Genomic DNA, 13,068 nt, shown 5'->3' on the forward strand with positions numbered 1-13,068 from the left:
GAAATGGGATGAATTTATTTGAAGTGGTTGAAAAAAATAAGCTTTTGCCTGATCGATACAAAGAACTTACGAAGGATGAAATGGAAGACCGAGTTCGAGCCATTAAAGAAAGATTAGGAAACAAACTATATATCCCTGGGCATCATTATCAAAAAGATGAAGTAATCCAATTTGCAGATGATACGGGAGATTCATTAAAGCTTGCCCAGCTTTCTGCAGAGAATCAAGAAGCGGAATATATTGTGTTTTGCGGCGTTCACTTTATGGCAGAAACGGCGGATATTTTAACCAATGATATACAAAAAGTGATACTGCCTGATATGCGAGCTGGGTGTTCAATGGCAGATATGGCCGATATTTACCAAACGGAAAGGGCATGGGCAGAGCTACAGGCTGTATTTGATGATACCATTCTTCCCTTAACCTATGTGAATTCCACTGCGGCCATTAAGTCTTTTGTTGGAAAACATGGTGGGGCAACAGTTACTTCGTCCAATGCTGAACATATGGTCAAATGGGCGTTTACCCAAAAGGATCGGATTTTATTTCTTCCTGACCAGCATTTAGGGAGAAATACCGCTTTTAATTTAGGAGTACCGTTAGACAAAATGGCGGTTTGGGATCCTATCTCCAATACTTTACAATACGAAGGAGATATAGAAGAAGTAAAGGTGATTTTATGGAAGGGGCATTGCTCTGTTCATGAGAACTTTACCGTTCAAAACATTGCGGATATACGTTCTAATAACCCTGATATGAAAATTATTGTTCACCCAGAGTGTAAACGTGAGGTAGTGGAGTTATCTGACTTAGCTGGTTCGACGAATTATATTATTCAGCAAATTGAGGCATCATCTCCCGGTTCTGCTTGGGCGATTGGAACGGAGATGAATTTAGTGAATCGAATTATTCAGGAACATCCAGATAAACAAATCGTATCTTTAAACCCGCATATGTGTCCGTGTCTCACCATGAATCGTATTGATTTACCCCATTTGTTATGGGCGTTGGAAAGTATAGAACAAGATGAACTCCATAATGTCATTAAGGTTGAGGCTGAAATTGCGGAGTATGCAAAGCTTGCTCTAACAAGAATGCTCGACCAATCCTAAAAAGCTATAGACCTCCAATCATTTGGAGGTTTTTTTGTGAGAAAAAAGGGGACAATTCATATTCTTTTTGAAAAATTCATAAGTTTTTATGTAGATTGTTAGCAATTTGCCCACTCCGACATACAATATATGGACTTACGCATAGGAGGGAAATCAGAGTGAAAATCCATATCGTACAGAAAGGGGATACTCTTTGGAAGATCGCCAAGAAGTACGGCGTGAATTTTGAAGAGCTGAAAAAAATGAATACGCAGCTCAGTAACCCTGATATGATCATGCCCGGTATGAAAATCAAAGTACCAACCGGTGGTGGAATGATAAAGAAAGAAGCACCTATCACTGGAAAGCCGGAAGCGAAAATAAATATGGGTACAAAAAAAGAGATGCCTAAAGAACAGCCAATTGCTCTTGCACCAAAAGAAGCGCCTAAAAAAGAAATGCCGATTGAACAACCGCCAAAGATGGAGGAGCAAATCGAACCAATTGCTGAGGCTCCAAAGAAGCCGTTCAAGCCTAAAATGCCACAGCCAATGATGCCTGAAATTGATATAAACAACTATTATATGATGAATATGGCGAATTTATCTGTACAACCGCAACAACCTGCAAAGCCAGTACCGAAGCCACCGAAACCAGTTAAAGCAGAGGTAAATCCAAAACAAGTGGCACCTGCCGAATTTAAATCTCAACCAGCACCACAATTTCCAATGCAACCCAAACAGCTTCCAGCGGAAATGAAGCCTTTACCAGAGGTAAAACCATTGTCGGAAGTGAAGCCAATTAAAGGTGTGAAACCACTGCCAGAGGCCAATACTGACGTTCCAAACTATACTCAAGGAGGGGGTTACGAACCCATGAATCCAATGAATCCAATGTACCCACAAAATTTCTTTCCTTATCCACAAGCTAATCCAGGATTTGGTCAGCCAACAGGTTTTGCTCCTCAAGCACCATATCCTCAGGTTCAAGGTGCAATGACAGGTGCGCCTGCAATGCCAACTATGCCGTATGGAATGATGCCAGGAGTTCCGGGAATGGGCATGCAACCGTTCGATGATGAATCATCATCGTTTATGCCGCAAATGCCAATGATGCCAGGTCAAGTGATGGGTGCGCAGGATGCCCAAATGCCGATGATGCCAGGTCAAGTGATGGGTGCGCAGGATGCCCAAATGCCGATGATGCCAAGTCAAGTGATGGGTGCGCAGGATGCCCAAATGCCATTAATGCCAACAGAAGTTGCTGGAGTTCAAGATACTCCAATGTACCAAGCTCCAATGTATCCTTATCCACCATATCCTGCACCATTATTTCCTTGTGGACCAGTAATGCCTGGACCAGGATACTACCCACCAGGTTATCCATCTATGGGTATGCCACAACAAATGCCATATAGCCCAATGCCACAAGTGCAAGGGGTAATGGATCAAATGGAATCACCGAGTATGGGCAATCACCAAATGCCTTTAACACCAAATTATCCAGCTCCAGCCGTACAAGGCGTACAGGATGATTGTGGATGTGGAGGGCCTGCTATGACCCCTTATGGAATGGGATCAGGCTTTGCCCCAGGAATGCCACCAGTGTATGCTCCATCCTACGGGCAACCCATGGCACAGCCGCCATATATGAATCCCTATGGGTACGGACCATCAGCATTTGGAATGCCAAGAGGTCAAAATACAAACGATGGAAATGAAGAATAATATTAGTGGAGACGATTTAACTCTAAATCGTCTCTTCTCCTATTTACAGGAAGAGCTCGTCACTCCAATTGAATCCATTCAACCAATAAGGAAGAATGTTTATCTGCTACAAACGAGTAATCAACTTGTTATTTTAAAGGGGTTTAGTCATTTAAGAAAACTCCAGATCCAAAACGCTTTTGCTTCATCTTTAAGACAAGAAGGGTTTCAGTACTCATACATTTTTCAAAACCTCGAAAAGGAATCACCACTTTACTTAGACGGTACGTATTACGGATGTCTTGAGCACATACCACTATCCTCCAGCAGTCCTTTTTCTTATGAGTCGAAAGAAGAAAGAAAAGATGGGCTTCGTCTCCTTGAAGAATTTCATCAGACTACAGGTAAGCTTTCAAGAAGGTATCAAACGGTACTAAAAGAATATAATCTTATATTGAAATGGAGAGAACGTGCAGCTCGTTTTATTAATAATTTATCCATTATTAAATTTTTTGTGCAGCAAGAAATACTAAATGAAATGATGGAATGGGCCGATTTTTCCTTAAAGGGACTTGAGTTAGAAAATTCATTTTTGAACAACCATGATCAAGTGATTCTTCATGGCGATTTAGCACACCACAACTTTATTCGTGGTATAGACTCAGAACTATATATCATTGATTTCGACTTAGTTTCAATCGGTAGTCCAGCTTGTGATTACTTACAATATTGCAATCGTATCCTGCCGAGTCTTGAATGGTCTTTACATGATCTTACTGAATACGAACAAATAGAACCATTTTTAAATAATCGTGGATTTTTGTATGCTTTAATATTTCCAACAGATATCTTTCGGGAATGGAATCGACTTATTAAAGCTCGTCAATATTCAAGTACATTTCAAGTAAGACAGGTACTGGATCTTACTGTACGGCAATTTTTTGATCGGCAAAGCTTTGTAGAGCAGGTAAAGCTTTTACTTGAAGAGTAATTGGTCGTAACTGTCAGGATTAAAAAGCTAAAACCCTCACACCCTATAAATGAGCATGATCATGCTCTCAAATAAGCGGAGGGGGTTATTCGCTTGAGTAAAAAACTTGTTTTACTTCCAATCACTGCTGCCTTAACCTTTAGTTTAGCTGGTTGTAGCCAGGATGAAGCAACCAATGGTAATCAGGAAATAAGCCAACCATTTGGATACTACTCGAATGAAAATCATAACGGTGGTGGAAATGCAAGGATTTACAATGAAAATGATGGTCCATTGGTAGAAATAATGGATCACTCTCTCGGTGAGGAAGGACAGAGAAGCAGAGAGAATCGAAGACAGCATTTAATGCAAAAAGATGATGCGGGTAATCCTGCTAATCCTACAGTCCCTCGAGCTAAACAGGATAAAAATTTCTTTGAGAAAGATAACCGTTATAGTCATGCTGATGCCAATTATCATGGGCATTTAGATGATCAAACCCGTAAAGCAAGAAGCTCCTATTACACAGCGTATGAAGGAGATTTAGCAGAAAAAATAGGTGATGTTACGGCGAAGGTTCCCAATGTGGAAGATGTTCGTTCCGTGGTATATGGGAGCAATGTATTAATCGCAGTTGATTTAACAAACTACGATCGTGATGTGGAAACAAAGGCAGATATCACAAGAGCGGTTCAACCCTATCTTAGAGGAAGATCGGTACAGGTAGTGACGGATGAAGGAACATTTAGCAGGATCAGAAATATTGATAATGACTTGCGTGATGGTGGTCCACGCGAGACCATTGATGCAGATATAAAAGGAATGTTTCGAACATTAAAGGCCCGAATTCAGGGAAAAGAATAGGATTTCGAAAGAGTTGATCCAAATGATCAACTCTTTCGTGCGTTAATGGGCATAAATTTGAAAAAAATGGTCATTATATAAATGAAATCATGAAATTAGCTCTTTATTGTAACTTTCAAACGAGGTGATCATTATGAGAACCAAATGGCTCGGTTGTTTAGGGATATTTCTTCTCGTATTCGTTTTTCATACAAACTATGTCCTAGCTGAAGATTCAAAAACTACACCAAGATTAGAACCCATTGAAGTCAGGGTGATTCTTGAACGAGTGTATTTAGACGGAGAAGTTAGTGAGGAGCAAATGGAGGAGAAGATTTGGTCAATGGAACAGTTTTGGTCAAAATATGATCAATGGCAGGTCGTGGATATGGATGACCAATCTGTCGTGTTCCGTAAGCATGTAGACGACATTTCTCCACTATTAAAAGCTAATGGCTACTTCGGAATTACAGACGATGGTGTACTAACGATCTATTATGGAAAACCACAAAAATATAATATTATTCAATCCTTTTTTCAATTGGATATTGGAAAATTAGAAAGTACGAGACATGAAGAACTAAAGGAAGGAATACCGATTAGGAATAAAGATCGGTATGTCGAAGTTCTTGAAACGTTTAAAAATTATACTGTTCAGGAAAAACAAGCGAATTAAAGGAACCGGAATCGGTTCCTTTTTGCATTTTTCATCTTACATTTAGAGGCATATACTAACATATTTGTGATACAATGAGGTACAGCAAAATTAGAGGAGTTTTAGTGACATGTATGATTACATAAAAGGAACGGTCGAATTTATTGGACCTGAATATATTGTTGTAGAGGCAGGAGGCATTGGATACCAAGTATCTACGCCAAACCCTTTCAGCTTTTCAAAACATATTAACCAAGCGATGCGAATTTTTACTTATCATTATGTAAGAGAAGATTTGATCGCTTTATACGGTTTTTCATCAAGGGAAGAAAAAATTCTCTTCACCAAGCTCCTGAATGTATCGGGAATTGGGCCAAAAGGAGCGTTAGCCATATTAGCGTCTGGCGTACCAGAACAAGTGGTTCAAGCAATTGAAGATGAGGATGAAGCTTTTTTAGTGAAATTCCCAGGGGTAGGAAAGAAAACAGCAAGACAAATGATCTTAGACTTGAAGGGGAAACTTCAACAAGCACTTCCAGATTATTATCCTAATTTATTTAATGAAGAAGTACATGTGGAACAACCGAAGAATTCAAATCTGGCACTTGAAGAAGCGATGTTAGCATTATTATCGCTTGGTTATTCTGAAAAAGAAATAAAGAAAATTACACCGAAGCTTGAAGTGGAAACACTAGAAACAGAGCAATATATTAAAAAAGCTCTGCAGCTTCTTTTAAAATAGAGTTGGAAAAAGGGTGAGTGAGTATTGGACGATCGGATTATTTCTGGTGAGGCAGATGTTCAAGATTTATCATTCGAACAAAGCTTACGCCCGTTAACATTAAAACAATATATCGGTCAAACGAAAGTAAAAGAGAATTTAGAAATATTTATTGAGGCTGCTAAAATACGTCAAGAAACGCTTGATCATGTTCTCTTATACGGACCCCCAGGATTAGGGAAAACGACATTAGCAACCATTATTGCTAATGAAATGGGAGTTAATATCCGTACAACAGCAGGCCCAGCAATTGAAAGGCCAGGAGATCTAGCGGCCATTTTAACAGCACTTGAACCTGGTGATATATTATTTATCGATGAAATTCACCGACTTCCAAGAGCTATAGAAGAAGTATTATATCCAGCCATGGAAGATTTTTGTCTTGACATCGTGATTGGAAAAGGGGCAACTGCGAGGTCTGTAAGACTTGATTTACCACCATTTACACTTGTTGGTGCCACAACTAGAGCAGGTTCTCTTTCAGCTCCACTTCGGGATCGATTTGGAGTTTTAAGCAGATTAGAATATTATAAAGAAGATCAGCTGATGGATATCGTATTACGAACAGGTGAAGTGTTCCAAGTAGAAATTACAAAAGATGCGGCTTTAGAAATTGCCAAGCGTTCAAGAGGGACACCGCGTATTGCGAATCGCCTGCTCAGACGAGTTAGAGATTTTGCTCAAGTTAAAGGCAATGGAATGATTGACCTTTCATTAGCCGTTTACTCCTTACAACTTCTTCAGGTAGACCCATTAGGTTTGGATCATATTGATCATAAACTATTAAAGGGTATCATCGAGAAGTTTAGAGGAGGACCTGTTGGATTAGATACAATTGCAGCAACAATTGGAGAGGAATCACATACGATTGAGGATGTATATGAACCGTATTTACTTCAAATAGGATTTCTTCAAAGAACTCCAAGAGGACGAATTGTTACGAATCTCGTTTATAAGCATTTTAATATGGAGGTACCAACAGAATGACTGGTGTTCCAAAGATTCTTATGACAATAGGGGCAATCATTTTTGTTATGGGCTTTCTCATGCAGTTTATACAAATCGGTAGGCTTCCAGGCGATATTATTGTGAAAAAGGGAAACACGACTGTGTATTTCCCTATTGTTACCTCTATTCTTGTTAGTATTATTTTATCTGCAATTTTTTACTTTTTAGGGAAATTTCGTTAATATAAGTAGTGTTTAAGAAGGGTGAAACAGCATGAAAGTAGACTTATTTGATTTTCATTTACCAGAGGAACTCATTGCACAAACGCCATTAGAGGAACGAACAAGCAGTAGACTAATGGTATTAGACAAGGAAAATGGAAAGTTAAAGCATACTATATTTAAAAATATAGTAGAGTACATTAGGCCAGGAGATTGCCTAGTTTTAAATGATACGAGAGTCTTGCCTGCGAGATTATTCGGTGAAAAAAAGGAAACGGGTGCCAAGATTGAAGTATTACTTCTAAAGCAGTTGGATGGAGATCGTTGGGAAACTTTAGTAAAGCCAGCGAAAAGGGTAAAAGAAGGTACAGTTATTTCATTTGGAAATGGACTTTTAACGGCCCTGTGTGTAGGGGAATCCGAGCACGGAGGTAGAACGCTTGAATTTAACTATGAAGGTATTTTTTATGAGGTATTAGAGCAATTAGGTGAAATGCCACTGCCCCCTTACATAAAAGAACAATTAGAGGATCGCGAACGATATCAAACCGTATTTGCTAAGGAACGTGGTTCCGCTGCAGCTCCCACTGCGGGTCTTCATTTCACAGAAGAGCTTTTAGAAGAAATTCGCTCACGTGGGGTTCATATCGCCTTTATTACACTCCATGTTGGATTAGGGACATTCCGACCTGTCAGTGTAGACGATATTTTAGAACATGATATGCATGCCGAGTTCTATCAGATGTCAGAAGGAACCGCTCGATTACTAAATGATGTAAAAAATCAAGGTGGACGAATCATTTCAGTTGGAACTACCTCCACAAGAACATTAGAGACGATCGCATCGAAACATAACGGCGAGTTTGTCGCTGAAAGTGGATGGACCGATATTTTTATTTTTCCTGGATATACATTTCAAGGAATTGATGGAATGATAACAAATTTCCATCTTCCAAAATCCACATTAATCATGCTTGTAAGTGCACTTGCAGGAAGAGAAAATGTCATTCACGCATATGAAACAGCAGTAACCGAAAAGTATCGTTTCTTTAGTTTTGGCGATGCGATGCTTATTGTTTAATTACTTACTAGGAGTTGACTATTTTTGACGGCTATTCGATACGAATTAATAAAGACATGTAAACAGACAGGGGCAAGATTAGGCAGAGTACACACACCACATGGCTCATTTGACACACCTGTCTTTATGCCGGTAGGAACACTTGCAACGGTAAAAACGATGTCACCAGAAGAACTTGTTCAGATGGGGGCAGGGATTATTTTAAGTAATACTTATCATCTATGGCTTCGACCTGGACATGAGATTATTAAAGAGGCTGGTGGGCTACACAAGTTTATGAACTGGGATCGGGCCATTTTAACTGACTCTGGTGGATTCCAAGTATTTTCTCTAAGTAAGTTTCGCCAGATTGAGGAAGAGGGAGTTCATTTCAGAAATCATTTAAACGGCGACAAGCTCTTCTTATCACCAGAAAAAGCAATGGAAATTCAAAATGCATTAGGCTCGGATATCATGATGGCCTTTGATGAATGTCCACCATTCCCTGCTACGTATGAGTATATGCAGAAATCGGTCGAACGTACATCGCGTTGGGCAGAAAGATGCTTAAGTGCGCATCAACGTCCAGAGGATCAAGGACTATTCGGTATTGTACAAGGTGGGGAATACGAGGAACTTCGGAAACAAAGTGCACGTGACCTTGTTTCTCTCGACTTCCCAGGATATGCAGTTGGTGGTCTATCTGTTGGTGAACCGAAGGATATTATGAATCGAGTTCTAGAGTTCACAACCCCTCTATTACCATCGAATAAGCCAAGATATTTAATGGGAGTAGGTTCTCCAGATTCTCTAATCGATGGGGCTATTCGAGGAATTGATATGTTTGATTGTGTTTTACCAACTAGAATAGCTAGAAACGGAACATTGATGACGAGTGAAGGTAGATTGGTTGTAAAGAATGCGAAGTATGCAAGAGATTTTGGACCACTTGATCCAAATTGTGATTGCTACACTTGCAAAAACTATTCTCGTGCCTATATTCGTCACTTGATTCGTTGTGATGAAACGTTCGGAATAAGACTTACAACTTACCATAACTTATATTTTCTGTTAAAATTAATGGAGAATGTCAGACAAGCAATCCGAGAAGATCGCTTAGGGGACTTCAGAGAAGAATTTTTTGAACAGTATGGCTTTAATCAGCCGAATGCAAAAAACTTCTAAATTGATAAGACATTGAAAGGAGGTTAGACAATGGAAGGACTATTAGGTACATTAGGTCCATTAATCCTAATGTTTGCATTATTTTACTTCCTGTTAATTCGTCCACAGCAAAAGCGTCAAAAGGCGGTTTCGAAAATGCAAAGCGACCTGAAAAAAGGGGATAAAATCGTGACGATTGGTGGCCTACACGGAACAGTCGATGCATTAGACGAAGGCAAGGTAGTTATTAAATGTGGTGATGGAAGTCGTCTTACATACGACCGCGCTGCTATTAGAGAAGTGCTTGAATCTAGCTCTGTAGCAAATGCATAACACATAAAAAGAGGCAGACCTTAACGGGTTTGCCTCTTTTATTGCGTATTATGCAGTTCTTTTAGATGTGGTACTTATATTAACACCTAAAATTCCACCCATCATGGCTGTTAAAATATAGCAAACATGATAAACGATTTCTTCAAAAGAAAACAAACTATCCATTCCTAAAAATTGGAATAAAAAAATGATTGTGGTGTAAACAATGCCAGTGAGGCCTCCAACTAGCCAGCCTTTTTGTTTCCCTTTTCCCCCTGATACGAACCCACCAAAAAACAAAGTGATAAATGAAACACCAGTAATAACAAATTGTAATGAAGATTCGCTAGTTGGTGTAAATCGGAGAATTAAGGAAAATATAACCGAACTAACAATTGCAAATAAAAATACAGTTATGACCCCGTATAGTACGGCATTGCCAAAATTTTTCGATTCTTCGATTGGACCCCTCTCCCTTCTAATACTTTTGCAGTAATTGCTTAGTACAAGCATATTCATGAGTTTTTCTAAATAGAATCACATTTTGTTCATGTTTTCTGCAGATTTGCAAACAATAAAAAGGAATGAACTTAAAGGGAGCGGTTCTTTTGGATCAATATTTTTTAATTGTTATTCGTACAATTCTCTTATACGGAGTGATTTCTATTATTTTTCGACTAATGGGGAAGAGAGAGCTTGGAGAGTTAAACGTATTAGATTTGGTTGTCTATATTATGATCGCAGAGATAGCGGTCGTCGGCATCGAAAAGCCAGAAGAAACAATAGTGAATAATATTTTGCCGATGGCTGTACTCATGATTATTCAAATCACCTTGGCCTTTTTTTCCTTAAAAAGTAAAAAGATTAGAGATATGTTAGACGGAAAGCCTTCCATCATAATTAACAACGGAAAAATCGATGAACATGAAATGAGAAAACAACGCTACAATTTCGATGATCTACTTTTGCAGCTAAGAGATAAGGATATTCGTAATATTGCTGATGTAGAATTTGCGATACTTGAAACATCAGGAAAGCTATCTGTTTATGAGAAAAGCCAAAATAAAGGGGGAATTACCATCCCGTTAATATTGGATGGGGAGGTTCAAGAAAGTAATTTACAACGTATAGAGAAAAATAAATTTTGGCTTCTTCAGGAACTAAAGAAACTGGGATATACTCAAGTAAAAGAAATTTCCTTTTGCAGCTATCAAGATGGGAAATTTTTTGTAGATATGATAGATGCAAAAAAGAGGTGAGCAATCGATCACCTCTTTTTTAACGCAAAATTAGTTTTGACAACACATTCCCAATGAAAGGCACTCGGATCATTTCTTCTCTTTTAATTTGCCCAGCAATGATAATAAGTAGTGTATAGGAGATAGTAATGGCCGCACAGCTTACGATCACGTTAAGTGATAATGGCAAGTCCCCTTTGAAGTAATTATAGGAGGATAAACCAGCCCATCCAGAAACGCCCATACTAGCAAAAGTTAGTAAATAATCCCAAATATAAAAGGTGAAAGAAATTTTCTTTAGAACCGTTGCAAAATGGAGGAGAGTCACCACTAAAAAGCCGAATACAATCCCTAACGCTGCCCCTTTAATACCAAAGCTTGGCTGACTAGCTAATAAAAATATAACAGCTGTTTTTACAACAGACCCAAAGAGCGAGTTAATCATAGCGGCCCTTGCTAGATCCAGTGCTTGCAGAGTAGCTTGTAATGGTCCTTGATAGTAATAGAAGAGGAAGAATGGTGCCATGATTTGAATAAAGTACGCTCCGCTAGAAGATCCATACATGACCTCCATAAGGGGTTCAGCTAAAACATAGAGTATCACAACCGATAATCCACCTGTCAAAAAAGCAAAGCGTAGTGCTTGTTGTAGTCGATATTCAATCAGCTTTTTATTATTCTGCGAATTTGCCTCACTGATTGCCGGAACGAGCGACGTGGACAGCGATAAAGTAATAAACGATGGCAAGAGTAAAAGCGGCATAGCAAAGCCTGTTAATGCTCCATATTGCTTTGTTGCAGTAATGGCGGCAACACCAGCAATAGCTAAGCTATGTGAGACGACTATCGGTTCAAAAAACCACGCAATGGAACCAATCATCCTACTTCCTAACGTTGGTAAAGCAACGCCCATCAGTTCATGAAATGTTGATTTTCCTTCTTGCACATGCTTGAAAAATTTCTTTCTAACTCGAAATTGTTTCTTGAGCTTAAATGAAGTAACCAGATAAATCAATGAGATAAGCTCTCCAATTACAGATGCAACCATGGCTCCTGCTGCTGCGTATTCTACTCCATATGGCATAAACATACTTGTTAATACCGCAATCAATGTGATTCTAGCCGCTTGTTCGATCACTTGTGAAATAGCAGAAGGTTTCATATTTTGTCTGCCTTGGAAATATCCTCTTAGCACAGAAGAAAGTGCAACGATCGGTATGATTGGAGCAATCGCGAGCAATGGTAAATGTGTGCGTGGATCTGTAAAAAGAGTTTCTGATAAGTACGGTGCAAGTATAAATAGAGCAGGAGTAAAGATGAGGGATAAAGTAAAGGTTGTTGCCAAAGAAACAATAAGTATTTGTTTTATTTTCTTTGTATCACCTTTCGCCTCTGCTTCTGCTATATTTTTTGAAATAGCCACCGGTAGGCCTAGTTGTGTGAGAGTGACAACAAGAATAAGTGTCGGAAAGGCCATCATATATAATCCAACACCTTCTTCGCCTATAAACCTTGCAATCACAATCCTATTAATAAAACCAAGAACTCTTGTCACAAAGCCGGCAACTAACAAAATTATTGTTCCTTTTAAAAACTTTGACATCTCGCTACCTGCCTTCTCAAAATAGGTATAATCATATACAATTAACTATATGCACCTATGTGGACAAAGCATGACAAGGTCTTATAAATTTCTCTATATTTTATACTCTAGTATTAGGAGGCGGCTCGATATGGAAATCGGCCATAATTACGATCGTTTTCGTAAAGAAGTACACCCAGCATTAATTAGTAAGATGGAAGAATTTTTTCTTCTTGGATATGGGAAGATTAGTCAAGATAGTCTTTGGGAGTTCTTAAGTAAGAAGAAGTGGAGAAAACCGAAGGAGGACGTTAAGATCTATGAGTTAGTCTCAGATATTCTTTCTGTAAATGTAGGAGAATATATGAATTACGCGACTGTTGAAGCATTTAAGTCGGATGAATTTTCACTTGCGAATGAGGAAGAAAGAAGGGAACTATTGAAATAAGTACATACTTGTCCATAAATTGACACAATTTCCTAACTGTTTCATAATA

At 38.8% G+C, this 13,068-nt stretch carries 15 protein-coding genes; 13 read left to right on the plus strand and 2 right to left on the minus strand.

Features of this window, described 5'->3' with window-relative positions:
* The first annotated feature begins 8 nt into the window (after positions 1-8).
* From nadA to yajC, 11 genes are all read left to right on the plus strand, one after another.
* Complete coding sequence (gene nadA, locus ACQ5H4_RS09745) at positions 9-1,112, plus strand: quinolinate synthase NadA (RefSeq protein ID WP_430774748.1); 1,104 nt, start codon at positions 9-11, stop codon at positions 1,110-1,112.
* Positions 1,113-1,270: 158 nt separating this feature from the next.
* The gene (gene safA, locus ACQ5H4_RS09750) at positions 1,271-2,818 is read left to right on the plus strand and encodes a SafA/ExsA family spore coat assembly protein (protein WP_430774749.1); all 1,548 of its coding nucleotides are present in this window, start codon (positions 1,271-1,273) and stop codon (positions 2,816-2,818) included.
* A complete protein-coding gene (locus tag ACQ5H4_RS09755; protein ID WP_430774750.1) occupies positions 2,802-3,788 on the plus strand; it encodes a phosphotransferase in 987 nt (328 codons plus the stop codon). Before safA ends, ACQ5H4_RS09755 begins: the two co-directional genes overlap by 17 nt.
* A gap of 93 nt (positions 3,789-3,881) precedes the next feature.
* Positions 3,882-4,631 carry a YhcN/YlaJ family sporulation lipoprotein gene (locus tag ACQ5H4_RS09760; RefSeq protein ID WP_430774751.1) on the plus strand — a complete coding sequence of 250 codons (750 nt, stop codon included), beginning with the start codon at positions 3,882-3,884 and terminating at the stop codon, positions 4,629-4,631.
* Between the two features lie 133 nt (positions 4,632-4,764).
* Positions 4,765-5,286, plus strand: a complete 522-nt coding sequence (locus tag ACQ5H4_RS09765; RefSeq protein WP_430774752.1) for a BofC C-terminal domain-containing protein — start codon at positions 4,765-4,767, stop codon at positions 5,284-5,286.
* A 109-nt stretch (positions 5,287-5,395) separates the two neighbouring features.
* On the plus strand, positions 5,396-6,007 hold the full coding sequence (gene ruvA / locus ACQ5H4_RS09770) for a Holliday junction branch migration protein RuvA (RefSeq protein ID WP_430774753.1): 612 nt from the start codon (positions 5,396-5,398) through the stop codon (positions 6,005-6,007).
* Between the two features lie 24 nt (positions 6,008-6,031).
* Positions 6,032-7,033, plus strand: a complete 1,002-nt coding sequence (ruvB, locus tag ACQ5H4_RS09775) for a Holliday junction branch migration DNA helicase RuvB (RefSeq protein WP_430774754.1) — start codon at positions 6,032-6,034, stop codon at positions 7,031-7,033.
* Positions 7,030-7,236: a DUF2905 domain-containing protein gene (locus tag ACQ5H4_RS09780; protein WP_430774755.1), complete on the plus strand. Its 207-nt coding sequence runs from the start codon at positions 7,030-7,032 to the stop codon at positions 7,234-7,236. Before ruvB ends, ACQ5H4_RS09780 begins: the two co-directional genes overlap by 4 nt.
* Before the next feature lie 31 nt (positions 7,237-7,267).
* On the plus strand, positions 7,268-8,296 hold the full coding sequence (gene queA / locus ACQ5H4_RS09785) for a tRNA preQ1(34) S-adenosylmethionine ribosyltransferase-isomerase QueA (protein ID WP_430774756.1): 1,029 nt from the start codon (positions 7,268-7,270) through the stop codon (positions 8,294-8,296).
* 24 nt (positions 8,297-8,320) lie between these two features.
* On the plus strand, positions 8,321-9,460 hold the full coding sequence (gene tgt / locus ACQ5H4_RS09790) for a tRNA guanosine(34) transglycosylase Tgt (protein WP_391560266.1): 1,140 nt from the start codon (positions 8,321-8,323) through the stop codon (positions 9,458-9,460).
* A gap of 30 nt (positions 9,461-9,490) precedes the next feature.
* A complete protein-coding gene (yajC, locus tag ACQ5H4_RS09795) occupies positions 9,491-9,772 on the plus strand; it encodes a preprotein translocase subunit YajC (RefSeq protein ID WP_430774757.1) in 282 nt (93 codons plus the stop codon).
* Positions 9,773-9,820: 48 nt separating this feature from the next.
* Here the strand turns inward: yajC and ACQ5H4_RS09800 are convergent, their stop codons facing one another.
* Complete coding sequence (locus ACQ5H4_RS09800) at positions 9,821-10,270, minus strand: TIGR04086 family membrane protein (RefSeq protein ID WP_430774758.1); 450 nt, start codon at positions 10,268-10,270, stop codon at positions 9,821-9,823.
* 89 nt (positions 10,271-10,359) lie between these two features.
* Here ACQ5H4_RS09800 and ACQ5H4_RS09805 point away from each other — a divergent pair, with 89 nt between their 5' ends.
* Positions 10,360-11,010, plus strand: coding sequence for a DUF421 domain-containing protein (locus tag ACQ5H4_RS09805; protein WP_430774759.1), 651 nt, complete (start codon positions 10,360-10,362; stop codon positions 11,008-11,010).
* A gap of 19 nt (positions 11,011-11,029) precedes the next feature.
* Here ACQ5H4_RS09805 and spoVB read toward each other — a convergent pair whose 3' ends face one another.
* Positions 11,030-12,592, minus strand: a complete 1,563-nt coding sequence (gene spoVB, locus ACQ5H4_RS09810; protein WP_430774760.1) for a stage V sporulation protein B — start codon at positions 12,590-12,592, stop codon at positions 11,030-11,032.
* A gap of 130 nt (positions 12,593-12,722) precedes the next feature.
* On the opposite strand from spoVB, the gene ACQ5H4_RS09815 reads away from it, so the two are divergent.
* Positions 12,723-13,019: a post-transcriptional regulator gene (locus tag ACQ5H4_RS09815; protein WP_430774761.1), complete on the plus strand. Its 297-nt coding sequence runs from the start codon at positions 12,723-12,725 to the stop codon at positions 13,017-13,019.
* Positions 13,020-13,068: the final 49 nt, after the last annotated feature.

It is taken from the genome of Bacillus coreaensis (genome assembly GCF_050586445.1).
Taxonomy (GTDB): Bacteria; Bacillota; Bacilli; order Bacillales; family Cytobacillaceae; genus Robertmurraya_A; species Robertmurraya_A coreaensis.

Excerpts from the sequence above, each read along its gene's own strand:
- nadA (WP_430774748.1), top strand. The coding sequence starts at position 9 with ATGAATTTATTTGAAGTGGTTGAAAAAAATAAGCTTTTGCCTGATCGA.
- ACQ5H4_RS09755 (WP_430774750.1), top strand. The coding sequence starts at position 2,802 with ATGGAAATGAAGAATAATATTAGTGGAGACGATTTAACTCTAAATCGT.
- ACQ5H4_RS09765 (WP_430774752.1), top strand. The coding sequence starts at position 4,765 with ATGAGAACCAAATGGCTCGGTTGTTTAGGGATATTTCTTCTCGTATTC.
- ruvA (WP_430774753.1), top strand. The coding sequence starts at position 5,396 with ATGTATGATTACATAAAAGGAACGGTCGAATTTATTGGACCTGAATAT.
- ACQ5H4_RS09780 (WP_430774755.1), top strand. The coding sequence starts at position 7,030 with ATGACTGGTGTTCCAAAGATTCTTATGACAATAGGGGCAATCATTTTT.
- queA (WP_430774756.1), top strand. The coding sequence starts at position 7,268 with ATGAAAGTAGACTTATTTGATTTTCATTTACCAGAGGAACTCATTGCA.
- yajC (WP_430774757.1), top strand. The coding sequence starts at position 9,491 with ATGGAAGGACTATTAGGTACATTAGGTCCATTAATCCTAATGTTTGCA.
- ACQ5H4_RS09800 (WP_430774758.1), bottom strand. The coding sequence starts at position 10,270 with ATGAATATGCTTGTACTAAGCAATTACTGCAAAAGTATTAGAAGGGAG.
- spoVB (WP_430774760.1), bottom strand. The coding sequence starts at position 12,592 with ATGTCAAAGTTTTTAAAAGGAACAATAATTTTGTTAGTTGCCGGCTTT.
- ACQ5H4_RS09815 (WP_430774761.1), top strand. The coding sequence starts at position 12,723 with ATGGAAATCGGCCATAATTACGATCGTTTTCGTAAAGAAGTACACCCA.